This window comes from Angelakisella massiliensis, from assembly GCF_900104675.1.
Lineage (GTDB): Bacteria > Bacillota > Clostridia > Oscillospirales > Ruminococcaceae > Angelakisella > Angelakisella massiliensis.
In genome coordinates this window covers 952,344-977,389 of record NZ_LT629945.1, presented here as the reverse complement: position 1 = coordinate 977,389, position 25,046 = coordinate 952,344, and the positions used below count along the sequence as shown (strand labels likewise).

At 57.4% G+C, this 25,046-nt stretch carries 21 protein-coding genes; 11 read left to right on the top strand and 10 right to left on the bottom strand.

Annotated elements, in window-relative coordinates; translation table 11 throughout:
* Window positions 1-689: 689 nt before the first annotated feature.
* The 7 genes from gyrB to dnaA form a co-directional block, all read right to left on the bottom strand.
* Window positions 690-2,621 (bottom strand): DNA topoisomerase (ATP-hydrolyzing) subunit B, encoded by a 1,932-nt coding sequence (gene gyrB, locus BQ5383_RS09965; protein ID WP_071431620.1) that lies wholly within the window; start codon window positions 2,619-2,621, stop codon window positions 690-692.
* A 142-nt stretch (window positions 2,622-2,763) separates the two neighbouring features.
* Window positions 2,764-3,036, bottom strand: coding sequence for an extracellular matrix regulator RemB (gene remB, locus BQ5383_RS09960; RefSeq protein ID WP_071431618.1), 273 nt, complete (start codon window positions 3,034-3,036; stop codon window positions 2,764-2,766).
* Window positions 2,993-4,189, bottom strand: coding sequence for a DNA replication/repair protein RecF (gene recF / locus BQ5383_RS09955; RefSeq protein ID WP_071431616.1), 1,197 nt, complete (start codon window positions 4,187-4,189; stop codon window positions 2,993-2,995). Before recF ends, remB begins: the two co-directional genes overlap by 44 nt.
* On the bottom strand, window positions 4,179-4,403 hold the full coding sequence (locus tag BQ5383_RS09950; RefSeq protein ID WP_071431614.1) for an RNA-binding S4 domain-containing protein: 225 nt from the start codon (window positions 4,401-4,403) through the stop codon (window positions 4,179-4,181). The genes recF and BQ5383_RS09950 overlap by 11 nt, the downstream gene beginning before the upstream one ends.
* Before the next feature lie 30 nt (window positions 4,404-4,433).
* Window positions 4,434-5,537 (bottom strand): DNA polymerase III subunit beta, encoded by a 1,104-nt coding sequence (gene dnaN, locus BQ5383_RS09945; RefSeq protein ID WP_071431612.1) that lies wholly within the window; start codon window positions 5,535-5,537, stop codon window positions 4,434-4,436.
* Between the two features lie 67 nt (window positions 5,538-5,604).
* Window positions 5,605-5,895 carry a hypothetical protein gene (locus BQ5383_RS20745; RefSeq protein WP_139193398.1) on the bottom strand — a complete coding sequence of 97 codons (291 nt, stop codon included), beginning with the start codon at window positions 5,893-5,895 and terminating at the stop codon, window positions 5,605-5,607.
* A gap of 1,070 nt (window positions 5,896-6,965) precedes the next feature.
* A complete protein-coding gene (gene dnaA / locus BQ5383_RS09935; protein ID WP_071431608.1) occupies window positions 6,966-8,351 on the bottom strand; it encodes a chromosomal replication initiator protein DnaA in 1,386 nt (461 codons plus the stop codon).
* A 500-nt stretch (window positions 8,352-8,851) separates the two neighbouring features.
* Between dnaA and rpmH the strand changes: the two genes are divergently transcribed.
* The 5 genes from rpmH to jag all read left to right on the top strand — a co-directional run bounded on the left by rpmH (window position 8,852) and on the right by jag (window position 12,488).
* Window positions 8,852-8,986 carry a 50S ribosomal protein L34 gene (gene rpmH / locus BQ5383_RS09930; protein WP_071431606.1) on the top strand — a complete coding sequence of 45 codons (135 nt, stop codon included), beginning with the start codon at window positions 8,852-8,854 and terminating at the stop codon, window positions 8,984-8,986.
* A gap of 378 nt (window positions 8,987-9,364) precedes the next feature.
* Window positions 9,365-9,712 carry a ribonuclease P protein component gene (rnpA, locus tag BQ5383_RS09925; RefSeq protein ID WP_071431604.1) on the top strand — a complete coding sequence of 116 codons (348 nt, stop codon included), beginning with the start codon at window positions 9,365-9,367 and terminating at the stop codon, window positions 9,710-9,712.
* A complete protein-coding gene (gene yidD, locus BQ5383_RS09920; RefSeq protein WP_071431602.1) occupies window positions 9,709-10,038 on the top strand; it encodes a membrane protein insertion efficiency factor YidD in 330 nt (109 codons plus the stop codon). Before rnpA ends, yidD begins: the two co-directional genes overlap by 4 nt.
* A complete protein-coding gene (locus tag BQ5383_RS09915) occupies window positions 10,035-11,087 on the top strand; it encodes a YidC/Oxa1 family membrane protein insertase (RefSeq protein WP_071431600.1) in 1,053 nt (350 codons plus the stop codon). The genes yidD and BQ5383_RS09915 overlap by 4 nt, the downstream gene beginning before the upstream one ends.
* Before the next feature lie 33 nt (window positions 11,088-11,120).
* Complete coding sequence (jag, locus tag BQ5383_RS09910; protein ID WP_071431598.1) at window positions 11,121-12,488, top strand: RNA-binding cell elongation regulator Jag/EloR; 1,368 nt, start codon at window positions 11,121-11,123, stop codon at window positions 12,486-12,488.
* A gap of 157 nt (window positions 12,489-12,645) precedes the next feature.
* Here jag and tnpA read toward each other — a convergent pair whose 3' ends face one another.
* Entirely contained in the window at window positions 12,646-13,122 is a 477-nt protein-coding gene (gene tnpA / locus BQ5383_RS09905; protein ID WP_071431596.1) for an IS200/IS605 family transposase, read from the bottom strand.
* A 922-nt stretch (window positions 13,123-14,044) separates the two neighbouring features.
* On the bottom strand, window positions 14,045-15,559 hold the full coding sequence (locus BQ5383_RS09900) for a phosphohexomutase domain-containing protein (protein ID WP_071431594.1): 1,515 nt from the start codon (window positions 15,557-15,559) through the stop codon (window positions 14,045-14,047).
* 898 nt (window positions 15,560-16,457) lie between these two features.
* On the opposite strand from BQ5383_RS09900, the gene BQ5383_RS09890 reads away from it, so the two are divergent.
* The 3 genes from BQ5383_RS09890 to BQ5383_RS09880 all read left to right on the top strand — a co-directional run bounded on the left by BQ5383_RS09890 (window position 16,458) and on the right by BQ5383_RS09880 (window position 20,349).
* The gene (locus BQ5383_RS09890; protein WP_071431590.1) at window positions 16,458-17,591 is read left to right on the top strand and encodes a M20/M25/M40 family metallo-hydrolase; all 1,134 of its coding nucleotides are present in this window, start codon (window positions 16,458-16,460) and stop codon (window positions 17,589-17,591) included.
* A gap of 255 nt (window positions 17,592-17,846) precedes the next feature.
* Window positions 17,847-18,929, top strand: coding sequence for a 3-phosphoserine/phosphohydroxythreonine transaminase (serC, locus tag BQ5383_RS09885; RefSeq protein ID WP_071431588.1), 1,083 nt, complete (start codon window positions 17,847-17,849; stop codon window positions 18,927-18,929).
* A gap of 253 nt (window positions 18,930-19,182) precedes the next feature.
* Window positions 19,183-20,349, top strand: coding sequence for a phosphoglycerate dehydrogenase (locus BQ5383_RS09880; RefSeq protein ID WP_071431586.1), 1,167 nt, complete (start codon window positions 19,183-19,185; stop codon window positions 20,347-20,349).
* 742 nt (window positions 20,350-21,091) lie between these two features.
* On the opposite strand, the gene BQ5383_RS09875 is transcribed toward BQ5383_RS09880, so the two are convergent.
* Window positions 21,092-21,571, bottom strand: coding sequence for an acyl-CoA thioesterase (locus BQ5383_RS09875; RefSeq protein ID WP_071435007.1), 480 nt, complete (start codon window positions 21,569-21,571; stop codon window positions 21,092-21,094).
* Between the two features lie 326 nt (window positions 21,572-21,897).
* Here BQ5383_RS09875 and BQ5383_RS09870 point away from each other — a divergent pair, with 326 nt between their 5' ends.
* The 3 genes from BQ5383_RS09870 to BQ5383_RS09860 all read left to right on the top strand — a co-directional run bounded on the left by BQ5383_RS09870 (window position 21,898) and on the right by BQ5383_RS09860 (window position 24,856).
* The gene (locus BQ5383_RS09870) at window positions 21,898-22,740 is read left to right on the top strand and encodes a PHP domain-containing protein (RefSeq protein WP_071431584.1); all 843 of its coding nucleotides are present in this window, start codon (window positions 21,898-21,900) and stop codon (window positions 22,738-22,740) included.
* Window positions 22,741-22,852: 112 nt separating this feature from the next.
* Window positions 22,853-24,142, top strand: coding sequence for a GTPase HflX (gene hflX, locus BQ5383_RS09865; protein ID WP_071431582.1), 1,290 nt, complete (start codon window positions 22,853-22,855; stop codon window positions 24,140-24,142).
* Between the two features lie 3 nt (window positions 24,143-24,145).
* On the top strand, window positions 24,146-24,856 hold the full coding sequence (locus tag BQ5383_RS09860; protein ID WP_071431580.1) for a tRNA 2-thiocytidine biosynthesis TtcA family protein: 711 nt from the start codon (window positions 24,146-24,148) through the stop codon (window positions 24,854-24,856).
* The last annotated feature ends 190 nt before the right edge of the window (window positions 24,857-25,046 follow it).

The following is a 25,046-nucleotide window of genomic DNA, read 5'->3' as shown; positions in this document are numbered from 1 at the left end:
CAAGGGGCCTGCTCCGCCCCGTGGTCCATTTTTTGCCGCCTGACACACGGGGGCGGCATTCCCTTGCTCCGACCCACGGCAGCAAGTACAGATACTGCCGCCTTGCTAATACCGGAATTCCGCTGCCGCCTTCGCGGCGGAACCGGTATTCCGTTGCGCGGATAAGGTAGAACCTAAATCCGCCCCAGGCGGATGGGGCTTGTGGCCTGAGTGAGTGAACAGGACTTTTCTTCTGCAAACCATCGCTTTCCCTCTTTTGTGGGCGGCGGATAAACCGCCGCTAGCGGGTTTCCCTCAGCTTTTCAGAAAACTACAGGGTTTGTAAGCAAGGTGCAATAAAAGGCTCTTTGTTTTGCAAACCGTCGCTTCCGCTCTCTTTGGGGGCGGCGCAGCTTAGCTGCGCCGCCTTTAAGCCGCACATTTGCGGTTCGGACCAAAATTTCCTTTTTAATTTTAATCACCCCCGCCCCCAAAAGGTTGGTAGCGCAGCGGAGGCGTCGGGAGGGCGCTTGCAACCGAGCAGCCGAAGCAAGCGGGACCTTTTGGGGAAGAGGCGGGGCAAGGGAGCGGGTGAGGAATGCCCAATTCCTTAATTGGGCGTTCCGAGAGTAGCGGACTTTGCCCCGCCGAGAGTCCCTTTGGGCGCATCCCCCGTTTCCCCTCGTATCCCCCGTCACAATCTCAGAACATCAAATATCCAGGTTGGTGACATACTGAGCGTTCTGCTCGATGAACTCCTTTCGGGGCTGGACCTTGTCGCCCATGAGGATGGTGAAGGTCTCGTCGGCTTTGACGGCGTCCTCCATGGTCACCTGGAGCATCACCCGGCGCTCCGGGTCCAGGGTGGTCTCCCACAGCTGGTGGGGGTCCATTTCACCAAGGCCCTTATACCGCTGGATATCCACCTTACCGGTGCCGTCGGGGTTCAGTTCAGCGATATATTTGTCCCGCTCAGCGTCGGAATAGGCATAGCGCACCTGTTTGCCCTTCTGGAGCTTGAACAGGGGCGGCTGGGCGATATAGATATGTCCCAGCTCGATGAGGGGACGCATATACCGGAAAAAGAAGGTGAGCAGCAGGGTGCGGATATGAGAGCCGTCCACATCGGCATCAGCCATAATGACCACTTTATTATAGCGGATCTTGGTGGGGTCCAGCTCATCCCCGATGCCGCAGCCCAGAGCGGTGATAACAGGCATCAGCTTCTCGTTGCCGAACACCTTGTCGATGCGGGCCTTTTCCACGTTGAGCATCTTGCCCCACAGGGGAAGAATGGCCTGGAACCGCCGGTCCCGTCCGTCCTTGGCGGAGCCGCCGGCGGAATCACCCTCAACGATATACAGCTCGGTGCGCACATTGTCCCGCTCGGAGCAGTCAGCCAGCTTGCCGGGGAGAGACATGGTCTCCAGCGCGGATTTCCGCCTGGTCAGCTCCCGGGCCTTCCGGGCGGCCTCACGGGCTCTGCTGGCGGTGAGGGACTTGTCGATAATGGCCCGGGCCACCGCCGGATTTTCCTCAAAATAGGTGGACAGCTTTGCAGTGACAATGCCGCTGACCAGGGTCTTGATCTCGCTGTTGCCCAGCTTGCCCTTGGTCTGGCCCTCAAACTGAGCGTCCCGCAGCCGAACCGAAATGACCGCGGTCAGACCTTCCCGGACATCCTCGCCGGTGAGATTCTTGTCGCTGTCCTTGAGCAAACCATTTTTCCGGGCATAGTCGTTCATCACCCGGGTGAGGGCCTGCTTGAAACCGTCCTCATGAGTACCGCCTTCGCCGGTGTTGACGTTGTTGGCGAAGGACAGAATCAGCTCATTATAGCTGTCGTTATACTGCATGGCCACCTCGGCGGTGGAATCGCCGTTGTCGCCGCTGATGAAGATCACATCAGGATGGAGCACTTCCAGGGACCGGCGCTTGTGGATATACTCCACAAAGGAAGCAATACCGCCTTCATAGCACATGGAATCCTGAGGACCGTCCGGCTCCCGCTGGTCGTAGATGGACATCCGCACCCCGGCATTGAGGAAGGCTTCCTCCCGCAGACGGGTGTGGAGGGTCTCGTAATCATAGACCAAGTCCTCGAAGATCTCCCCGTCCGGCTTGAAGGTGACGGTGGTGCCGGTCTCGGTGCAGTCGCCGATGATCTCCAGGTCGGTGACGATCTTGCCCCGCTCATACCGCTGGTGATAAACGTGGGTGCCGTCCCGGACCTCCACCTCCAGCCATTCCGACAGGGCGTTGACCACCGACGCGCCCACGCCATGGAGGCCGCCGGATACCTTATAACCGCCGCCGCCGAACTTGCCGCCGGCATGGAGGACGGTGAAGACCACCGTCACAGCGGGGATCTTCAGCTTGGGCTGGATGCCCACAGGGATACCACGGCCGTTGTCCACCACCCGGATGACATTCCCCGGCAGGATATAGGTCTCAATATGGTCGCAGTAGCCCGCCAACGCCTCGTCGATGGCGTTGTCCACGATCTCATAGACCAGATGATGGAGACCCCTGGAGCTGGTGGAGCCGATATACATGCCCGGCCGCTTGCGGACCGCTTCCAGTCCTTCCAGCACCTGGATCTGAGACCCATCGTACTGTTGGTTTGTCTGATTGTTTTGCACCTGATATTCTCCCTCTCCAAATCAGAAATCCCGGCTCACCGAGCCGGCGGACGGCGGATGGACGCCATCCTCTATCGTCTATTTCATCCAAATCCCACAGCCGCCCGGGCCGGGGGATGGTTTTTTTCCGTCGTTTTTTTCCTCAGATATTGGCGATCTGATCGATAAAGCCGGTCCTCTTGCGCAGGGTGGCGGAGGAAATCTGACTGATATACACCCGAACCTCTCCCCGTTTGTCCCGGCAGACCACAAAGGTCTTGGGCAGCTCCCCGGTGACGTTGACCACCTGTCCCCGCTTCTCCGCCTGGGCCAGAAACTGCCGGGTGGATTTGCCTACGGTGGCGTTATCCATATCAAAGATACCGATGATCTCACTGGTGCGTACCACCGTGTCCTGTCCCAGATGCAGGTACATCCTGTGCTTCCTCCTTGTCTGTTTTCCGGCTGGCGCGGCCTTCCGTCACCCGCCTGGACCGAAGCTGTCCCCGGTCCACCCGGATGGTCATTCCCCGGGTCACTCCCCGGATGCTGCCGCTGTCACAGCAGGTGAGGAACACCTGTCCCCCGTGGATGTCCGAAAGAAAATAGTCCCGGCGTTTTTTGTCCAGTTCGCTGAGGACATCGTCCAGCAGCACAATGGGCCGCTCCCCGGCAATCTCCTCAATGACGCCGCATTCCGCCAGCTTCAGCGCCAGCGCGCAGCTGCGCTGCTGCCCCTGGGAGCCGAAGGACCGGGCGGAAATGCCGTCGATCCGCAGATCCATGTCGTCCCGGTGGGGGCCCACCCCGGTAAAACCTAACCGCAGGTCCTCCCCCCGGTTGGCCGCCAGAGCCTCCAGCACCGCCTGTTCCCCCTCCTGCTGGGTCATGGCGTCCCAGTTTCCGGGAATGGTACACTGGTAGGCCACCGTCAGCTCCTCCCGGCCGCCGGAAATGCCCTTGTACACCTCCCCGGCCTTGGGGGAAAGACGGCGGATATACCGCCTGCGGGCATGGATGACCGAATAGGCCATTTTGGCGAAGCTCCGGTCCCAGACCTCCAGCATCCCCTCCAGTCCGGCGAAACGGCTCATGTCCCCCAGCACCGTGTTCCGCTGGGAGAGAGCCCGGTTCATGGCCGCCAGGGTCTTGAGATACCGGGGCATCACCTGGCTGATGGCGCTGTCCAGAAAGGACCGCCGCTGGGCGGGACCCTCCTTGACCAGGGAAAGCTCGGTGGGGGAAAAGACCACCGCGAAATACCGCCCCGTCAGCTCCGAGGGCTGGACCGGCAGCTCGTTGAGGGAGACAGTCTTTCGTCCCCCTCCCAGGACCATCCGCACATTCTGGCTGCGGCCCCCGGCGAAAAAGTCCGCCTCAATGATCCCCTGGCTCTGTCCGAACCGCACCAGGTCGCTTTCCCGGCTGGGACGGAAGCTCCGCTGGCCGGTGAGAAGATACAGGGCCTCCATGAGATTGGTTTTCCCCTGGGCGTTGTTGCCGTAGATGACGTTGACCCCAGGGGCCGGAAGAAACTCCGCCCGGGTGAAGTTGCGGAAATCCTCCAGAATCAGCCGTTCAACCCGCAACGGACCCTACCTCGTATACCGTCTCCCCCAGGGTCACCCGATCCCCGGGATAAAGCTTTTTGCCCCGCATCAGACAAACCTCTCCGTTGACCAGCACTTCACCGGCCGCCACCAGCTCTTTGGCGTGGCCTCCGGTCTCGGCAGCTCCGGCGAACTTGAGAAAGCTGTCCAGCTTGATCATTTCCGTATGAATGGTGATGACTTCTGTTTTCATATCAGTCCCTTTTCCGCCTCCTTCAGGCGATCATTCGGTTTTCAGCCGCATGGGCAGCACCAGGAACAGGAAACTGTCCCCATCGGGAGGAACCACCTTCATGGGGGACAGGGGACCTCCCAGCTGGAGCAGCACCTGATCGGAGCCGCTGTTCTTCAGGGCGTCCATGAGATAGCGGTTATTAAACCCCATCTCCACGCCCGGTCCCGCAGTTTCACAGGGGCACTCGTCATAGGCCTTGCCGATGGTGGTGGAGCAGGACATCTGAATGACATTTTCCCCGAAGGATACCCGCAGAGGACTTTTCAGACGGTCGGAGATGAGCAGAGAGGTCCTTTCAATGGAATTGATGAGGGCCCGGGTATTGACCTTCACCACCGTGGCGCTCTCCTTGGGGATGGCGGCGTTGTAATCCAAAAAGTCCCCTTCCAGCAGACGGGAAATGACGCAGCAGTCCCCGATGGTAAAGAGAATATGCTTGCGGCTGACCTGCATCCCCACCGAATCATCGCTGTCCCCCAACAGTTTTAACAGCTCGCTGAGGGTCCGTCCCGGGACAATAAAGCGCATGGGCTGGTTGGAAGCCGCCTTTTCCCGCCGGAGGGCCAGACGGAAACCGTCCACCGCCACTACTGTCACCTCACCGTCCTCCATCAGGAACAGCGCGCCGGTGTGAACCGGTTTGGCGTCGGAGGTGGAAACGGCGAACAAGGTCTGGTCGATCATGGAGCGCAGCTTGTTCTGAGGCAGGCTGACCCCATCTCCATCCCCCACCGAGGGCAGCTCCGGGAACTCCAGGGAGGACATGCCCAGGATGGTAAACCGGGAAACGCCGCCGGTGATCTCCACCAGGAACCGGGGATCGCAGGAAATGGTGATCTCCGGGCTGTCGGTACGCCGGACAATGTCGGAAAAAAGCTTGGCGGGGATGACCACTTCCCCTTCCTCCCGGACCTGGGCTTCCAGCGTGGTGGTGATCCCCAGCTCCAGATTATAGCCCACCAAGCGAACGGTCTGGCCCTTGGCGGTAACCAGAATCCCCTCCAACGCCGCCAGGCTGGATTTTGGGGCCACCGCCAGAGAGACGTTCATGATGGCCTGATTGAGTAACGAGGTGCTGCAAATAAATTTCATGTTGGCATACGCTCCTTTTGAACGGGATGGGCCCCTTAAAAAGGGGAAAATGAAGGATATCCTGCAATTATACAGACAGTATAAAGACTGTTTTGCCGGTGGAAAATCCTGATTCTTTTTCCTGCCGGGTTTCTTTTCTGTATAGAAAGAATAAATATAAAATAGTAGTAATAGTAGAGCCGGTGGAAATGTGAAGGACGGGACAAGTCCGCTTGCGGGCTGAAAAATCAGAATTTTCCACATCTGGAAGAATGGTGGGGAAAAAGTGCAAAAGTGAAAAGCAAGCGGAAGTTTCAACTGCTGGTGGAATACGGTGAAGGGAATGTGGTGAAATCGGCGGAAAACGCCCTGCTTTCAACGATTCTCCCTCCACAATCCACATTAAGCGGTGGAAACATTCGGCGGCCGGTGGAAAAAGCTTTCCACTGCCGGTGAAAAGGGGATATAATCCCAGGGCACAAGTGGAAAGAGATGGTGAAAAAGGCGGTGAAAAGAGATTTTGATGGGGGGTGAGGCGATTACTGTGAAATGAAAGGTTTTGGAATATGGGGGAAATTCTCTGGGCCCGGCACAGCCGGGGGATTTACTTTTTGTGGTATCGCCAGTCTGTAGCCCTCATGCTCGGCGGGACAAAGTCCATTCCGTTTCGGTCCCCTGGACGGGGACCATCCACTCCATTTCCTTGCCCCGCCTCCTCCGGAAAAAGTCACGCTTGCTTCGGCTGCTCGGTTGATAAACGCCCTCCCGACGCCTCCGCTGCGCTAGCAACTTTTTCCGGGCGTTGGTGATTTCCATCTTATAAGGAAAAAAACGACTGCTAAGGTAAAATTCAAATCCGCCCGAGGCGGATGGGGCTTGGGACAAAAGTGAACAGACAGGACCTCTTTTCTGCCAATCATCGTTTTCACTCTCTTTGGGGGCGGCGCAGCTTAGCTGCGCCGCCTTGGAGCCGCACATTTGCGGTGCTATCTAAATTTCCTCTTGAATTTTAATAGCCTTCGCCCGAAAAAAGTTGGTAGCGACCAGACGGCGCTAAAAAGGCGTATTTATAAGCCTTTCGCCGGACGGGAGCGGGACTTTTTTCGGAGGAGCCGCCGCAAGGGAGCGGGTGAGGAATGCCCAATTAAGAATTGGGCATTCCGAGGGTAGCAGACTTTGCGGCGGCGAGAGCAGCGAGTGGATTGTCCGGCTTTACCCGGACAACCGGCGAGCGGGCGGTTTCGGCTCTGCTGGGACAGGAGCAGAAACCTGCCCTCCAGCCCGTTCCCCTAACACTGAAAGGTACCAACCAAAACTGCGGCAGGCACTCACTCTGACTAACTAGATCGTGATTGCCTCAACAATGGGATTCCAAAGGGTTGTGACCCTTTGGCCGTAACTCCCGTACCCTTTTTGATGCTCTTTCATATCCCCGACGCAATCTCCGCCTTACAGCGTCCGGATGTTTTTGATGATGTCGTCCACGGTCTCCTTGAAGTGCTGGTCCTTTTCCATATTCTTCTGGACCTGCTGGATGGCATAGACGACGGTGCTGTGGTCCCGGTTGCCGAATTCCTCGCCGATGGTGGCCATACTCATCTGGGTGATCTCCCGGACGATATACATGGACACCTGGCGGGCGGTAGAGATGGCGCTGGCCCGTTTGACGCTGCGGATATCCTCGGCGGTGACGCCGTAGGTCCGTGCAACCTCGGTGATGATCCGTTCCACCGTCATGGGGATGGGCTGGTGGTCGCTGAGGATATCCTTGATGGCGCTCTGGGCGATGAGGATGGAAGGATTGGAACCGGCCAGCTGTTTGTAGGCCTTCAGCTTCTTGACGGCGCCCTCCAGCTGGCGGATGTTGTTTTTCAGGCGGTTGGCGATATATTCCGCCACGTCGTCGGGAATCTCGATATTCATCATCTCCGCCTTCCGCTGGATGATGGCCACCCGGGTCTCAAAATCCGGAGGCTGGATATCCGCCAGCAGGCCCCACTCGAAGCGGGTGCGCAGCCGGTCCTCCAGGGTTTTGATCTCCTTGGGAGGCCGGTCGGAGGTGAGGATGATCTGTTTGCCCGCCTGATAGAGGGCGTTGAAGGTATGGAAGAATTCCTCCTGGGTGCTCTCCTTGCCGCCGATGAACTGGATATCGTCCACCGCCAGCAGGTCGGCCACCCGGTACTTGTCGTGGAACTGCTGGGTCTGCTTGCCGCCGATGGCCCGGATCAGCTCGTTGGTGAAGTCCTCGCCCTTGACATAAACGATGTTGAATTCCGGATGGGTTTTGCGGATCTCGTTGCAGATAGCGCTGAGCAGATGGGTTTTGCCCAGGCCGGAGCCGCCGTAGATGAACAGGGGGTTGTAGGCTTTGGCGGGATTGTTGGCCACGGCGCAGCTGGCGGCGTGGGCGAACTTGTTGGAGGGGCCCACAATGAAGGTGTCGAAGGTTTCATCGGTGCTGCCCAGCTGGTCCTCCGGCTCATGGACGGCGGGAGCGGGATCAGCCGGAGCGGCGGCGGACAGGGGCGGGCTCTGGGACGGAGCGGTCCCCTGAGTCTGAGCCGGAGCGGAAGGGGGGGCGGCGCTTTCCTCGCAGCTGAGGGAAACGTCCACCTCAAAGCCCAGGGCCTGTTCAAAGGACTTTTTCAGAAGTCCCAGGTATTTTTCCTCTACAATGGACTTTTTGAAGGCGCTGCGGACAAAAAGATAGGCCACCGAGCCTTCAAGACGGACCGGCTCGATGTCCTTGATCCACAGGTTGTAGGCCACCTCGGACAGCTCTTTCTGACAGTATTGGCAAGCCAGGTCGAAAACTTCCCGGAAGGAATCCATAAAAGCGGTCACTCCTCAAAAAACGCACCTGCGCGGTGCAAAAAATCAGATACTTCAGTATAGCATAAAAGTGGAAAGTTTACAAGTTCTCAACAATTCCCAACCACCCTATTTTATAATGTATAAAAAACGGAGAAAAACGAGGTTTTCCACACGGTTTTCAACAGACAGTGGAAAACTCCTGCCGTGATTTTCCATTTCCGGGGAAGAATTCTTCCCCTTTGTCCCCCAAAACCCTTGACAGGGCGCGTAAAATCAGGGTATAATCCTATATTGCAAGGTTTCACCCTGCCATGGAAACCTGTTGTACAGGCTTCGGCAGCGCTTTTATCGCGCCGGGGCGTTATTTCCGCCGTGCCTCTTTGGGAAAAAAGGCGGAAAAGGGTTGGTCTGGACGCCTGGAGCGGACAGGCCGACAGCGTGTTTCCGGCGTGTTGACCAGGAGGGGGTCCCAGACCCTTTCCAAAAAAGGAACGCCTCAGAAAAGGAGGGAATCAAGAATGCTCAGAACTTATCAGCCCAAGAAGAGACAGAGAAGCAAGGTCCACGGCTTCCGCAAGAGAATGTCCACCGCCAATGGCCGTAAAGTGCTGGCCCGCCGCAGAGCCAGAGGCCGCGCCGCGCTCACCGTCTGAGAGCGTGCTCCGGTGACGGGAATTTCCGCCGGGGGGCAGGCTGCCCAGGCGCCCCCGGGCGGTACGTTTTCCTGAACATGTTTTGGTCCGGAGTCTGGCTGTCCCGCCGGTTCTGTTCCGGCGTCGGGCAGCGGCAGCTTTGGCTGCCGGCCCCGGCCCTGCCTGCGCCCACACTGTGATGTGGGCTTTCTTTTTACGACTCGTTTGAAAAATGCCCCTCCCCGCCGCCTTTCCGGGAGGAAAAAGCCGGAACAGGGCTCCCCGCCAGGCTCCGGAAGCCTTTGGGCCGCTCCGGGGCGGGGAGAAAGGAAAACTCCGGTTTTTCAGGCTGCTCCGGCGTCCAGATGGGCCGGGGGCCGGAAGAAATGGAAGGACCCGATGAAAGATCCCCTGATCATTCGTGAAAACAGAGACTTCGTGCGTCTGTACAAGCGGGGAAAAAGCCAGGTGGACCCCCTGCTGGTCACCTACGCCCTGAAAAGCCGCAGGCCCTGCACCCGGGTGGGCATCACCGCCAGCAAAAAGGTGGGCGGGGCCGTCCAGCGCAACCGGGCCAAGCGGGTCATCCGGGCCGCCTGGCGGGAGCTTGCTCCCACGGTGCCCGGGGGATACGACCTGATCTTTGTGGCCCGAGGGCGGACCACCACCTGTAAAATGCAGCAGGTACGCCGGGTGATGGCCCTTCACCTCCAGCGGCTTACCGGCGCCCGGGAGGCGGGACGATGAGCCCCTCTTCCCCGGAGCCCCGGGACAGCTTCCTCAGCCGCCTGGCCATTGCCCCCATCCGCTTTTACCAGCGGTACATCTCCCCTCTCAAGCCCCCCTGCTGCCGCTTTATCCCCAACTGTTCCCGTTACGCCATCACCGCCATCCGCCGCTTCGGTCCCCTTCGGGGCGGGCTGATGGCCCTGTGCCGCCTGCTGCGCTGCAATCCCCTGTTCAAGGGCGGCTATGATCCCGTGCCGGAGCATTTTTCCCTCCGGCCCTTCGCCGCCGCCAGAGAGCAGGCGGCACATCTCCGCGACACTGCTATGGAGGAAGAAAAGCAATGAGACTTATCATGGAAATCTTCGGTTACCCGCTGGGCTACATCATGTGGGCTATGTATCAGCTGGTCCACAACTATGCCTTGGCGCTGGTGCTGTTCACCGTCGCAACCAAATTGCTGCTGCTGCCTTTGTCCATCAAACAGCAGAAGGGTACCATCAAGCTCCAGATCATCCAGCCTCAGATTCAGGAGCTGCAGAATAAATACAAGAACAATCCTCAGAAGCTCAATGAAGAGGTTCAGGCCCTTTATCAGCGGGAGAACTACAGCATGATGTCCGGCTGTCTGCCCATGCTCATTCAGTTCCCCATTCTGTTTGGTTTGATCGACGTTATTTATCGTCCTCTGACCCACATTACCCATCTTTCCGCGGAAGTTCTGACCCAGATTCAGAATATCTGCACCGCCAATGCCATCTCTCTGGGCAGCTACGCCCCCCAGATCGATATGCTCAAGGCCATCCAGTCCAGCCCCGAGCTGTTTGCTGAGGTGGGAGCCGATGTCATCGAAAAGGTCAATTCCCTGAACATGGTTTGCTTTGGTCTGGATATGACGGTCACTCCCGGATTCGGCCTGAATCTGTTGGTGCTGGTGCCTCTGCTTTCCGGCGCCACCGCTTTCCTCATGTCCTGGATCACCATGAGAAACTCCCCTGCCAGCCAGAGTGCCGGCGGTTCCACCAAGATGATGATGTATATGATGCCCCTGATGTCTGTCTGGTTTACCACCCTGGTACCGGTAGGCGTGGGTCTGTACTGGATCATCTCCAACCTGGTGGCTTCTGTTCAGGCTGTCGTGCTCAATAAGTTCTGGAATCCCAGAGAGATCGCCGAGAAGATGAAGGCGGAACGGGAAGCCAGAGAGGAACAGGAACGGAAGGAACGCATCGAGGCCAAAAAGCTGGCCAAGGAGCGGGGCGAGGAAAAGAGCGAAAAGGCTCTTACCCAGAAGGAGATCAATCGCCAGAAGCTGGCTGCGGCCAGAAAACGCAACGCCGAAAAATACGGCGATTATGAGGACATCGAGGTTTCCGACGAGGACCTGAAAGGATAAATATGTCCTCCGACACGCAGGAGGTGCCAAACTGTGATCAGAGAAGTTACCGCTACAGGGAAGGACGTCAATGCCGCTATTGACAACGGCTGCGCCCAGCTGAACATCCAGCGGGAGGACGCTCAGTTTGAGATCATCAGTCTCCCTAAAAAGAGCTTTTTCGGCCTCAAGACCCATCCCGCCAAGGTCCGGGTTTATATTGAGCTGCCCGACCCCAAACCGGCTCCCGCTCCCAAAGCAGAGCCCCAAAAAGAGCAGCGTCCACAGGAGCGTCCTGCTCCTAAAGGTCAGCCCCAGCAGTCTCAGCAGCAGCCCAAGGCTCCCAAGCAGCCTCGCCCTGAGGGGGAAAAGACTGCTGAGAAGCCTCAGGAAAAGACCACCGAAAAGACCCGTGAGCCTCGTGGTGAGCGGCCTGCCAAGAACCAGAAGCCTCAGGGTGAGCGCAAGCCCAAGGGCGAGCGCAAGCCCAAGGGCGAGCGGAAGCCTGCCCCGGAGCGGAAGGCTCCCCAGGAAGAAAACAGCGAGACTGCCGCTGCCGCTCCGGCTCCCAAGGCGGAACCGGTGGAAGTGGAGCCCACTGAGGAAGTGCGGGTAAAAATTCAGCGGGCAGCCGACTATGTCACCGAGATCATGAAAGCCATGGGCTTTGAGGATATCCAGGTAACCCCCCGTTACTATGAGGATTCTGTCTGCCTGCGGCTGTCTGGAACCGGCCTGGGCGTCATTATCGGACGCCGGGGCGAGACCCTGGATTCCCTCCAGTACCTGGTGAGCCTGGTGGCAAACCGGGGCGAAGGAGATTATATCCGTGTGAACATCGACAGCGGCAATTACCGGGAGAAGCGGGAAAAGACCCTCATCGCCCTGGCTAAAAAGCTTGCCAATACCGCTGTGCGTACTGGCAAGAGCACCACGCTGGAGCCCATGAATCCCTATGAGCGCCGGGTGATCCACGGAGCTGTTTCTCAGGTGAAAGGCGCAACCTCCGCCTCTATTGGTGTGGATCCCAACCGTCGGGTGGTGATTTCCGCAATCGAGCCTCCCCAAAAAGGCGGTAAGGGCGGAGAGCAGCGGGGCGGCAAAGGCCGGGGCGGCCGCGGAGATCGTGGTGAACGCTCTGGTGAATCCCGCAGAGACAGACGGCCTCGTCCCGAGGGGGATCGGGGCGGCAGAGGTTCTGCTCCCAAGGGAGAGAAAGCCCAGCCTGCCCAGCCGGTCAATGATGCTGAGCTCTTTGCAGATCTGCCCAGAGGAGTACCGATTCGTCCCGATGGTACCGAGAAGATCGTGACCCCCAAGCCTGCTCCGGCTCCCGCTCCCGCCCCCAAGAAGGTGGAGCGGCCTGAGGAGGAAGTGAAGGCCACCAATGAGGCCCATCTGTACGGCAAGATTGAGCTGTAACAGGCTGAGCCTGTCATAACAGTCAGGACCCCCGGCTAAGCCGGGGGCTTGGGATAGCCCTAGAAGGGCATGATACGGACAACGCCCCTAAAGGGGCCACGAATGGGTCGGCCAACTGCATTGCTGACTCATGGCGGGCCCCTGAAGGGGCGTTCCTTTACGCCTTGGTATTCTTGCTACCCGTAAACGGGTCTATGAACTCCTTTAAACTCATTTGATCCGCTATCTGGTCTGTCTCTAACTGTTGTTTGATGTATTCCTGTATTTGCTTTTTATTTCGCCCCACTGTATCTACATAATATCCTCTTGCCCAGAAATGTCTGTCCCCATACTTATACTTCAGATTCGCATGTCTGTCAAAGATCATTAAACTGCTTTTTCCTTTGAGATATCCCATAATTTGTGATACACTATACTTCGGTGGAATACTCAGAAGCATATGGATATGATCTGGGCACGCTTGTGCTTCTATAATTTCCACTCCCTTTTGCTCACACAGCTTTCGCAGTATTTGTCCGATATCTTTCCTGATCTGACCATATATTGCCATTCGCCGGTACTTTGGCGCAAATACCACATGATATTGGCATCTCCATCTTGTGTGCTGCAAACTTTCTATATCTTTTTCTTTCATAGAAAAGACCTCCTGGTTCTTTATTGTTGCAGTTGGCCGACCGCAACTCTATTCTACCAGAAGGTTTTTTCACTATATAATTTCTTTTACTCTCCCCGGCTTAGCCGGGGGTTCTCTTTTCGCTAAAGCATACTAACAGAAAAGGTTTGACACACTTCCAGGGGGACCTGATTCGCCTGGATGCGCCGTCAAGATTCTGACGAAGCCAACGGCCATATTTTTGGTTTCACGCCTTGGTGGGCGCAGGTCGTGGTATACCAACCAGGTACATATCCTGGTTGGTATGAGTTTGAATTGATGTGCTTTAGCGAAACGACATCCCCCGGCTCAGCTGGGGAGAGTAAAAAAGCTTTAGATTCAAGCATTGAACGCAGCGAGAAAAGAATAAGAATGCTTTTCTTATACATAAGGGTTGAATTAGTGTGTAAGTGCCCGTTTACGGGCTGCAAGGCAAATGATTCAAGTGGCAGATCGTTCAGTGCCTCTTGAGAGGTTTTGCCGACATGGTGCCCTTCCAAGGCTACCCCAAGCCCCCGGCTTAGCCGGGGGCCCTGACTTTGTCTGTGGTTTGAAAAGATTTTTGACAGACTGGGGGGGCGACGGTTTATCCGCCGCCCCCTGTGGCCGCCCAAGGCGGCCACAATCTTTTTTCCTTATTAAATGGAAATTATCCCCCGCCCAGAGCAGCGAGTGGATTGTCCGGCTTTACCCGGACAACCGGCGAGCGGGTGGCACTGCCTATACCAACACAGGAGCAGAAACTCTCCCTCCGCCCGTTCCCCTTAACACTAAAAAGTACAGGCTAAAACAGCGGTAGGCACTCTCTTTGACTAACCAGATCGTGATTGCCGGGGCAATGGGATTCCAAAGGGACGAGTCCCTTTGGCCGCATCCCCCGTAGCCACCTTCCCCTCCGCGTCAGTCAGCCTTTTTTCTCCAGCACCGACAGGTCCAGGCCAGGGTAGTTCTGGAGAAACTCTTTAAGCTGCTCTACGATAGCATCCACACCGCCAGGGAGATTACTTTCAATATTCAGGGGCATGAGGGGATCGTGGAGGGACATCCGCAGCAGGAACCATCCTTTGGAGGCGGGAATGGAGGCCCGGAAGCCTTCATGATTGTCAGGAGCAGGTACCCAGTCCTCCCGGCCTTTGGCGTATTGTTCCAGATCGGCCAGCACCTGAGCGCCGTAAGCCTTGAAATCCGGCAGAGAGATTTTCATCCGGAATTCTTTGGCCTCCAGGGGCTCTCCCAGCTTTTCCAGCAGCTGGCCTACTGTGCGGCCTTCCCGACGGAGGCGGGCAGCCTTGATGATGATTTTAGCCGAGAGATAAGCGCCGTCGTCCAGGAAATAATTTTCCTTCAGTGCGCCATGGCCGGAGGTTTCCATGGCCAGCAGGCTCACCTTTCCCTCCTTATTGAGGCGGATGGCCTCATTGATAACATTTTTGTATCCCCGCTTGAACCGATGATGGACACAGCCCAGGTCCTCTTCAATGAAGGTTTTCAGTTCCGCCGAGGTAACGGAATCGGTGACGATCACCGAACCGGGAGCGTCTTCCGCCACAATAGCCGCCATCAGGCCAATCAGACGGTTCCGGGACAGCTCTTCCCCATCCCGGTCCACCGCTCCCGCGCGGTCCACATCGGTGTCAAAAATGATGCCCAGATCACAGCCGCCTTCCAGCACCGCCCGACGGATGGAATCCATAGCTTCCTTGTTTTCCGGGTTGGGGATGTGGTTGGGAAAATGACCGTCCGGTTCCAGATAGACGCTGGCGGAGGTGTCAGCACCCAAAGGCTCCAGCACCATCCGGGGGAAGAAACCGCCTGCTCCATTTCCCGCATCCACGGCGATCTTGAAGCCGGTGAGAGGCTTGTCGGGATGGTCAGGATCGTTGATGCCTTTACGGATCACTTCCCGCAGATGGGCGGCATAAGCGGGCATCAAATCACAGGAGGTGATGGTACCGGTCTTTTCCCCGGCGGGCAGCCCCTCCTGGCAAAGAGTAAGCAGCTGAGTGATATCCCCCTTTTCCAGCCCGCCGTCAGCGGTGAAGAATTTCAGGCCGTTGCGGTTCCAGGGCAGATGGCTGGCAGTAATCATCACTGAACCGTCAAAGGTAAACCCCGGCAGTACAGTGGACATGAACATGGCGGGAGTGGAGGCCATGGCGCAGCGGAAGGCGCAAGCCCCCTGTGCGGTCAGCCCTTCCAGCACCCCCTCCTCCAGAGCAGGTCCGCTCAGGCGGGAATCCCGTCCCACGGCAATCCGCAGCTCCTGCGCCGGACGTCCGGTTTTTTTGCTCAGCCACAGAACAAAAGCCCGGGCGATTTCCTTCGCCTGGACTGGGGTCAGGTTCACTGGTTCGCCGGCAATCCCCTCCAGGGCCACGCCCCGGATATCGCTGCCGTTTTGGAGTTTTTGATAGTCCATTTCCTTGCACGCTCCTTTGTGGTGTGATGTTCCGGGGTATTGCCCCCATTCATCGGGTCCCCTCCCATGGCGGCCCTTTTTATCCTATTGTAGCATAATCCAGAATGGTTTTCCACACAAGGAGCCTTTCGCTGTGGAAAATTTCCGTCCTTGCGAAAAGAGCTCCAGCGGCATTATAATGGGAACGTACAAGGCTGTCGGCTGCTTTCTGCGGGGCTTTGCTCTCTGTCCTGGATGGCTGCTGGGCGGAAGCTGGTGTCACGGGGGATGCGCCCAAAGGGACTCGTCCCTTTGGAAACCCGCGTCGCGGTGGACTGCGCTGCTCTCGGAACACCCAATTAAGAATTGGGCATTCCTTGGCCGCTCCGTCACCGCTCCTTCTCCCCAAAAGGTCACGCTTGCTTCGGCTGCTCGGTTGCCTGTGCCCTTTGGGGCAGCAAGCGCCCTCACGACGCCTCCGCTGCGCTACCAACCTTTTGGGGGTGGGAGTGATTTTCATTTTATAAGGAAAAAAGGAAAGTAGCCTGCCACAGTTTTGGTCTGTACCTTTTAGTGTTAAGGGGAACGGATGGAGGGATGGATTCTGCCCCTGTCCTGGCAGAGGCAGAATCGCCCGCTCGCTATTCGTCCGGGTAAAGCCGGACAAAGCCGCTCGCTTTTTTGCTGGGGAAGCTGGCCGCCCAAGGCGGCCAAAGGGGGCGGCGGGTAAACCGCCGCCCCCACATTCCCCCAATGGGATTTTGGAAACTAAAAAAAGAAATTCCCCATGGATGACAGGTTCCCCAGACAGCATTTTCCTGCCTCCATAAAATTTTGTTTGCCATGCCTGACGGTTGAAAAGATAACACTGGATTCAATTGGTTTGACACGCTATCCAATAAAAGAAAGGAGATCCATCATGGAACTGAATCAGGAAATTTCCCAATATATCCAGGATCACAGCGGAGAGGCTCTGGAATTGCTCACCACCCTGGCGGCTATTCCCGCCCCTTCCAATCAGGAAGAAAAGCGGGTGGAATTCTGCCGCAGCTGGCTCCGTCAGCAGGGAGCCTCAGAGGTGCTGGTGGACCCGGCGCTCAACGTCATCTGCCCCGTAGGCAACTGGAAAGAAGGCCCTGTCAGCATCTTTATGGCCCATACTGATGTGGTTTTTCCGGACACCGATCTCCTGCCGGTTGTCCGGGATGGAAATATCCTCCGGGCTCCTGGCGTGGGGGATGATACCGCCAATCTGACAGCCCTGCTGATGGCTGCCAAATTTGTGCTGCAGCGGGGTCTTGTGCCCCGGGAGGGCGGCGTACTGTTTGTGGCCAACTCCGGAGAGGAGGGCTTGGGAAATCTCAAAGGTTCCCGGCAACTGATGGCCGATTACGGTAAGCGCACCCGGCAGGTGATTTCCTTTGACGGAGGCACCGGCGGCATTATCAACCGGGCGGTGGGTTCCCGTCGGTACCGAGTGGAGATCCGCACCGAGGGAGGCCATTCCTATGGGGATTTCGGCAACCGCAACGCCATCGCCGTCATGGCGTCCCTCATTGACGCTCTTTATGCGGTCAAGGTGCCCCAGGGAGGCCGGACCACCTTCAACGTGGGGGTCATCAAGGGAGGAACCTCGGTGAACACCATTGCCCAGCAGGCGGAGATGCTTTATGAATTTCGTTCCGACTGCCGGGAGGATCTGGAGATCATGGAGCGGCATTTCCAGGCGCTCATCGCCGCCTGGCAGACCAAGGGCGTGACTGTGGAGGTGCAGCTGGTGGGTGAGCGTCCCACCATGGGCCCTGTGGACCCCGCCGCCCAGCAGGCTCTGGTGGAGCAGATCTGTGCCGCCACCCGCCGCTGGAGCGATCAGGAGCTGCGGCTGAAAAGCGGCTCCACCGACTGCAATATTCCCCTTTCCATGGGCATTCCCAGCGCCTGTACCGGCTGCTATATTGGGGGCGGCGCCCATACCCGGGAGGAATGGCTGAGAATAGACAGCCTGGAAGCGGGACTGCATCTGGCCTTTGATTTGGTGCTTCAGGCTTTTTAAGGGAAAATTGCTGAGAGAAGGACAAAATCCCCTGAAAATTGTCTTTTAATGACGTACATTTGACCGCATGTTAGAAAATCGCTTTCTTTCCACAGGGAAAGTTTGGTTGTTTTATTTATTGACAAAAATTCGTCATGACTTATAATGGAATTTACAGCTTTACTCTGATAAAGCCGCAAAAACGCTTTTTTCACGCGTCAACGGTTTTCAGGCGGGCTGTCATTTCAAAATCTGATGAAACAGGAGGTACGAAGTATGGCAAGAGCGTATAATTTTTCCCCCGGTCCTTCCCAGCTGCCCCTTGCGGTGCTGGAACAAGCGGCCAGAGAGTTGGTGGAATACGGTTCATCCGGACAGTCGGTGATGGAGATGAGCCATCGTTCAAAGGACTATGAAGCCATTATCGCCCGGTGCGAAGCGGACCTCCGTGAGCTGATGGGCATTCCTGACAACTACAAGGTGCTGTTCCTGCAGGGGGGTGCTTCCACCCAATTCGCGGCGGTGCCAATGAACCTGATGAATGGTTCCGGCAAAGCGGACTATATGGTTACCGGTCAGTTTGCCAAGAAAGCCGCCAAGGAAGCAGCCAAATACGGCAAGGTAAATGTGGTGGCCTCCAGTGAGGCGGACACCTACTCCTATATTCCCCAGCCTGACCCTGAAAAGGTGGACCCCCAGGCGGATTATTTCTACATCTGTTATAACAACACCATCTATGGCACCGTGTTTCAGGCTCCCCCTGAGACGGGAAATGTGCCTCTGGTGGCGGATATTTCTTCCTGCATCCTCAGCGCGCCTCTGGATGTGACCAAGTTTGGTCTGCTGTTCGCCGGCGCTCAGAAGAACCTGGGCCCTGCTGGTGTGACCATCGTCATCGTCCGGGAGGATCTGCTGGGCAAGGCCCGGCCCGACACTCCCACCATGCTGGATTACAAGGTGATGGCGGATAACGGCTCCATGTACAATACGCCCCCCTGCTATTCCATCTATATGGTGGGCCTGGTGCTCCAGTGGCTCAAGGGCTTGGGCGGTGTGGATGCCATTTATGAGAAAAACAAGGAAAAGGCCGCCATCCTCTATGATTTTCTGGATCATTCCAAGCTGTTCAAAAACAGCGTCCGTCCCGATTGCCGTTCTCTGATGAATGTCACCTTTGTTACAGGGGACCCGGAGCTGGATAAGAAGTTTGTGGCTGAAGCCGCAGCCGCGGGACTGTTGAACCTGAAGGGTCACCGTTCCGTTGGCGGTATGAGAGCCTCCATCTATAACGCCATGCCCAGGGAGGGTGTGGAAGCGCTGGTGGCCTTTATGAAGGAATTTGAAGCGAAAAACGGCTGAACAAGTTCCTTTTGGGTCAGGCGATGACAGATGCCTTTCCCCTGCTGCCCCTTCCTGCCCATAAGGCCGGAAAGCGGGCGCTTTTACCTGACAACCTTGAAAACAGCAAACCGGCAGCCGGCGGAGAGGGCTTCTTTCCGCCGGCTGCGGTGCAAAGAAATGATTTTTTTCATCGGGCATCGGCTCTGCACGCTTTGATAAAGCGGCAAAGGCCGTGTTTTATTGGCCCGGTTCAGACAGGAGTGGATGAAAGATGTATGGAATCAAGACCCTCAACAAGATCAGCCCTGTGGGTATGGACGCTTTTGATAAAACAAAATATCTCTGCGGTGATGAGATCGCCGATCCGGACGGCATCATGGTCCGTTCCGCTGCCCTTCACGATATGGAATTTCCCGCCAACCTCAAGGCGATTGCCCGGGCTGGAGCGGGAGTGAACAACATTCCTCTGGACCGGTGCAGCAAAGAAGGTATTGTGGTTTTCAATACTCCCGGCGCCAACGCCAACGCCGTCAAAGAGCTGACCATTCTGGGGCTGCTCCTTTCCGCCCGGAAGGTTTACCCTGCTATGACCTGGGTCCAGACCATCGCTGACCAGGGGGATCAGGTGCCCAAGCTGGTGGAAAAAGGCAAGAGCGCCTATACCGGCCCCGAGCTGCTGGGTAAGCGTTTGGGCGTCATCGGCCTGGGGGCCATCGGCGTAATGGTGGCCAATGCCGCCGTCCAGCTGGGAATGGAGGTCTACGGCTACGATCCCTATCTGTCGGTGGATGCCGCCTGGGGCCTGTCCAGCGCTGTCCATCATGCCGCCACCCTCAAAGAGGTCTACAGCGGCAGCGACTTCCTCACCCTCCACCTGCCGCTCAATGCCAGCACCAAGGAGATGCTGGATGCCGACGCCTTTGCCATGATGCGCCCCGGTGTCCGTGTGCTCAACTTTGCCCGGGGAGAGCTGGTAAACAATGAGGATATGCTGGCTGCCCTGGAAAGCCGCCAGGTTACCTGTTATGTCACTGACTTCCCCAATGAAAAGCTGCTGGGCCATCCCGGTATTCTGGCCATCCCCCACCTGGGAGCGTCCACCCCGGAATCCGAGGACAATTGCGCTTCCATGGCCGCCAAAGAGCTGATGGATTACCTGGAAAACGGCAACATTACCCATTCGGTCAACTTCCCCGATGTCTCCATGCCCCGCAGTGCCGGAACCCGGATCGGTGTGCTCCACCAGAATATCCCCGCCATGATCTCCGGTATCTCCCAGGTCCTTTCGGCAGAGGGCATCAATATTGAAAACCTCACCAACAAGAGCCGGGGCGAAATGGCCTATACCATGATCGATGTGGCCGGACAGGTGGGAGACGCCCTGGCGGACCGCATCCGCGCCATCGATGGCGTTATCCGGGTGCTTCTCTACCGGTAAAAATCCGCTGTTATAACAGTACAGGATCAGAAATGAAAAGAAGGGGACCTTTTCTCTTGGGAAAAGGTCCCCTTCTTTTTGCTGATGACAGGATGTTGATTCTCGCTTGAATGGGAGATAGCCGAAAGTTTGTGCTAAGGGATGCGCCCAAAGGGACTCGTCCCTTTGGAAACCCGTTGTTGGGGCAGCAGCGAGAGGGTTAGTCCGGGAAAGTGCCTGCCGCTGTTTTGGTTGGTACTTTTTAGTGTTAGGGGGAACGGGCTGGAGGGATGGTTTCTGATCCTGTCCCGGCATAGATGATACCGCCCGCTCGCCGGTTGTCCGGGTAAAGCCGGACAATCCACTCGCTGCTTTGGTGTGGAGCTGGCCGCCCAAGGCGGCCAAAGGGGGCGGCGGATAAACCGCCGCCCCCCACCTCTTTGGAAAAGCCAATGGAAGCAGATACAGGAAATTAAAGGGGTATCGAATCTAGTTTCATCAGAGATCAAATTCAGATCTAAAAGATACCTAATCTCCCGTGGAAGTGTGCCGCGCTTTTTCGGTATGCTCATGCGGCGGCAGTTTATCTGCCGCCGCCCGGTTGGAAACCATATTTTTGCTGTCCTTTTGTTGAGGGAATAGATCCATGGAAGGCTCATTTCAGCTCAGAACTTCGTCTTCAACTGACCTAAAGGCTTTTCCTCACGGAAAGGAGAAAAAATTTTTCTCGTCTCATCCCTCAAAAAGCTGTCCTCCGCCGTCGTCAATAGTCCAGTCTGCGCCGTTCCCGACGCAGATCATTCCGGCGCTGCCCTGCGGCCCATTCCTCCCGCTGTTCCGGTGTATCCAGCCGCAGCGGGGGGACTGCGGTAGGCTTGTCATTTTCATCCAGGGCAACCATCACCAGATAAGCCCGGTTGATCATCTCCTGGGTGCCGTCCAGAGCTTCGGCGAAGGTATCTACCCGAACCTCCATGGAGGTGCTGCCCACAAAGGTGACCTGGCCCTTCAGCACCACCACATTGCCGCAGTAGGCGGCGGCTTTGAACACCAGGTTGTCGATACAGGCAGTGGTGACATTGTGGTTGCAGTGGCGTCTGGCTACTACTCCTGCCACCACGTCGATCCACTCCATCAGCCGTCCGCCGAAGAGACGTCCCGCGCCGTTGATGTCGCTCTTCATAATAATGTGTACCTGCTCAGCCCGGGACTGGTCAGGGGATTTTTCCATCAGTATTGCCATGGTTCCTCCTTTTTCGCCATGGACCTTCCGCCATGGGGCGGTTGCGGTCAGTTTGTGTTTGCCGGTATTCCGGTTCTCTTCAGTCATGCTCAGGGGAGCTGCGCAAAAAGATGGTATATTATTCTGCGCCTGAATCATTCTTCCGGCAGCGGATACCCTCTTTATTGGCAGTGATATTCTTTCCACCTGTCCTTTTCAGTATAAAGCAGAAAAAGCGTCCCCGTCAACAGCGGCATCCCATGGAATTTTACCCGAATGTATGGTAAAATCGGTGTTGCCGATGGGTAGCGCTCAATAATGGCCCAGAGGCAGAAAAGGAGCACCTGATGAAATTTGCGGATCTGCATGCCCATACCTGTTTTTCCGATGGTTCCCTCACCCCCGAACAGCTGGTGGAGCTGGGAGCCCAAAAGGGTCTTTCGGCTCTGGCCGTTACCGATCACGACACCGTGGACGGGGTGGAGCGGGCCTTGGCTCATGGCCGGAAAATTGGGCTGGAAGTGATTCCCGGACTGGAGTTCTCCTCCCAGCTGGAGGGGCGGAATCTTCATATTGTAGGGTTGTTTGTGGACCCCCACAGCCAGGCCCTTCAAAGGGTTTGCCAGAAGATGCAGCAGATGCGGGATCGGCGGAACCGGCAGATGCTCCGGCAGTTGGAAGAGGCGGGCTTCCCTGTTTCAGAAGAGACCTTCCGGGATTTTCAGGGTACTTCCCTCACCCGGGCCCATGTGGCGGATGTACTCATCCGGGCGGGCTACGGCAGCAATATGAAGGAAGTGTTCCAGAACTATATGTCCAAGGGCAAGCCCGGCTATGTGGCCCGGCAGGTGGTGCCGCCGGAGGAGTGCATTGACGCCATCCACCAGGCGGGAGGCCTTGCTTTTGTGGCCCACCTCCATCAGATCTCCAAGGACCCCGATGCCTGCGTCCGCCTCTGTCTGGACACCCTGGATCTGGGAGCGGACGGCCTGGAGACCCGGTACAGTGAGTTTGATGACCACTGGCGGAATACCGCTGAGGAGATCGCCCGGCAGCGGGGATGCCTCTCTTCCGGAGGCAGTGATTTTCACGGTGCTTTCAAACCCGGGCTGGAGCTGATGACCGGCTATGGGAACCTGGAGGTGCCCTATGACTTTGTGGTGGAGATGAAGAAGGCGCTGCGCCACTGACAGGAGCAAAGCGATTCCGCCGGAGAAATGGAAGCAAAAAGCGGGAAATAATAGAGACAGGACCGGGGCAAGGAGTTCCCGGTGAAAATAAAAGGGAGGCATCAAAACAGGCATGACCTTCAATACCCAAGAGGAAGGCCGTCGGGAGAGGGCGGTACTGGCCGGTGTGGATACCGGCGAATATGATATGGCCATTTCCATGGAGGAACTGCGGGAACTGGCGGATTCAGCGGAGCTGGATGTGGTGGGTATCGCCACCCAGGTCCGGGGAGAGCTGGAGCCGGGCACCTGCATGGGGCTGGGACGTCTGCGGGAGCTGGCAGAGCAGGTACGGGCCTTGGAAGCAGATGTGATCATTTTTGACCATGAGCTGTCCCCCGCCCAGCTGCGGAACATTGAGGATATCTGCGACTGTCCGGTGATCGACCGCACCATGCTCATCCTCAATATCTTTGCCCGGCGGGCTGTCACCAGTGAAGGCAAGCTCCAGGTCCGTCTGGCTCAGCTGCGGTATCAGCTGCCCCGTCTGGCAGGCCGGGGTGTGCAATTGTCCCGTCAGGGCGGCGGTGGCGGTGGCGGCGGCGGCGCCCGAAGAGGCGGCGGTGAAGCCCAGCTGGAAGTGGACCGCCGTCATATCCGCCGTCAGATCACGGCCCTGGAAGCTCAGTTAAAGGAACTGACCCAGCGGCGGGAGCGGCTGCGCCAGCGGCGGAAAAAGGACAATGTTATCACAGTAGCCATTGTTGGCTATACCAATGTAGGCAAATCCACCCTCCTCAATACCCTTACCCAGGCGGGAGTGCTGGCGGAGGATAAGCTTTTTGCCACCCTGGACCCCACCTCCCGGGCACTGGAGCTGCCGGACGGCCGCAGGGTGATGCTGGTGGATACGGTAGGACTGGTGCGGCGGCTGCCCCATCATCTGGTGGAGGCATTTAAGTCCACCCTGGAGGAAGCGGCGTCCGCCGATTTGGTGCTGAATGTCTGCGACGCCACCAGCAGTGAGATGGAGGAACAGCTCTCCGTCACCCGGTCCCTCCTGCGGGAGCTGGGAGCGGAGCACACCCCTGTCATTACGGTACTGAATAAATGCGACCTTCTCCCCACGCCTCCGGATCTGGCGGGGATGAAGGCGGTGGCCATTTCCGCACGGGAGGGCCGTGGCCTGGAACAGCTGTTAAAAGCTGTGGCGGACGCGCTGCCCCGGACCCATCTGCGGGTGCGGCTGCTGCTGCCCTACAGCGCCGGGGAGCTGGAAGCGAGGATCACCCGGGACGGCAAGGTGTACAGCCGGGAATATACCCCCGACGGAGTAGCGCTGGAAGTGAATATGGACCGGCGGCTGATCCATCTGGTGGAAGCCTATGTGAAGCCCCTGGAAAGCGGGGAGGAAAGGAAATAGTTCATGCAGCAGATCTTGGGAATGATGCGTAAGGCCATCACCGATTATCAGATGATCTCCGACGGGGACAGGGTGCTGGTGGGAATCTCCGGCGGAAAGGATTCGGTGGTGCTTTTTGCCGGACTGTGCCGCCTGCGGCAGTTTATCGGCATCGACTATCAGGTGATCGGGGTGACGCTGGACCCCGGCTTTGAAGGAGTCAATACCGATTACAGCCCCATTGTCCGATTGGCGGAGGAGTATGAAGCGGAATATCAGGTGCGCCGCACCGATATCGGCCATGTGGTGTTCCAGGTGCGCCAGGAGGAGAACCCTTGCAGCCTCTGCGCCCGGATGCGCCGGGGCGCCCTCCACGATGTGGCCAAGGAGCTGGGATGCAGTAAGGTGGCGCTGGGCCATCATGGGGATGACGCGGTGGAGACCTTTGTAATGAATCTCTTTAATGAAGGACGGATCGGCTGTTTTTCCCCGGTGACCTATATGAGCCGCAAGGATCTCCATGTGATCCGTCCCCTCATCTACGCCCGGGAGCGGGATGTACTTCATGCGGTCCGCACCAATAATCTGCCGGTGGTCAAAAGCGTCTGCCCGGTGGATGAGAAAACCAACCGCCAGTGGACCAAAGAGTGGCTGCTGGAGATGGAGAAAACCCATCCGGGCATCACCATGCGTCTCTATGGGGCGATGCAGCGGGGCCATGTCAGCGGTTGGTGAGGTACATACCTATCAGGACCACGGGAAAGATGGACCTGGCCCAATACAGGGTGGAAGCTTTTGCTAGGGCTACGGGGAGTTACGGGGAGGGGGTACGCCCAAAGGGATTCGTCCCTTTGGAAACCCGCGTCGCGGTGGACTGCGCTACACTCGGAACACCCAATTGAGAATTGGATATTCCTCGGCCGCT

What these genes read in the sequence shown, in the direction of transcription:
- BQ5383_RS09880 (WP_071431586.1), top strand. Translation starts at nt 19,183, where the DNA reads ATGTATGGAATCAAGACCCTCAACAAGATCAGCCCTGTGGGTATGGAC.
- BQ5383_RS09915 (WP_071431600.1), top strand. Translation starts at nt 10,035, where the DNA reads ATGAGACTTATCATGGAAATCTTCGGTTACCCGCTGGGCTACATCATG.
- dnaN (WP_071431612.1), bottom strand. Translation starts at nt 5,537, where the DNA reads ATGAAATTTATTTGCAGCACCTCGTTACTCAATCAGGCCATCATGAAC.
- BQ5383_RS09860 (WP_071431580.1), top strand. Translation starts at nt 24,146, where the DNA reads ATGCAGCAGATCTTGGGAATGATGCGTAAGGCCATCACCGATTATCAG.
- dnaA (WP_071431608.1), bottom strand. Translation starts at nt 8,351, where the DNA reads ATGGATTCCTTCCGGGAAGTTTTCGACCTGGCTTGCCAATACTGTCAG.
- BQ5383_RS09950 (WP_071431614.1), bottom strand. Translation starts at nt 4,403, where the DNA reads ATGAAAACAGAAGTCATCACCATTCATACGGAAATGATCAAGCTGGAC.
- BQ5383_RS09890 (WP_071431590.1), top strand. Translation starts at nt 16,458, where the DNA reads ATGGAACTGAATCAGGAAATTTCCCAATATATCCAGGATCACAGCGGA.
- BQ5383_RS09870 (WP_071431584.1), top strand. Translation starts at nt 21,898, where the DNA reads ATGAAATTTGCGGATCTGCATGCCCATACCTGTTTTTCCGATGGTTCC.
- serC (WP_071431588.1), top strand. Translation starts at nt 17,847, where the DNA reads ATGGCAAGAGCGTATAATTTTTCCCCCGGTCCTTCCCAGCTGCCCCTT.
- yidD (WP_071431602.1), top strand. Translation starts at nt 9,709, where the DNA reads ATGAGCCCCTCTTCCCCGGAGCCCCGGGACAGCTTCCTCAGCCGCCTG.
- BQ5383_RS09900 (WP_071431594.1), bottom strand. Translation starts at nt 15,559, where the DNA reads ATGGACTATCAAAAACTCCAAAACGGCAGCGATATCCGGGGCGTGGCC.
- BQ5383_RS09875 (WP_071435007.1), bottom strand. Translation starts at nt 21,571, where the DNA reads ATGGCAATACTGATGGAAAAATCCCCTGACCAGTCCCGGGCTGAGCAG.
- rpmH (WP_071431606.1), top strand. Translation starts at nt 8,852, where the DNA reads ATGCTCAGAACTTATCAGCCCAAGAAGAGACAGAGAAGCAAGGTCCAC.
- rnpA (WP_071431604.1), top strand. Translation starts at nt 9,365, where the DNA reads ATGAAAGATCCCCTGATCATTCGTGAAAACAGAGACTTCGTGCGTCTG.
- tnpA (WP_071431596.1), bottom strand. Translation starts at nt 13,122, where the DNA reads ATGAAAGAAAAAGATATAGAAAGTTTGCAGCACACAAGATGGAGATGC.
- hflX (WP_071431582.1), top strand. Translation starts at nt 22,853, where the DNA reads ATGACCTTCAATACCCAAGAGGAAGGCCGTCGGGAGAGGGCGGTACTG.
- remB (WP_071431618.1), bottom strand. Translation starts at nt 3,036, where the DNA reads ATGTACCTGCATCTGGGACAGGACACGGTGGTACGCACCAGTGAGATC.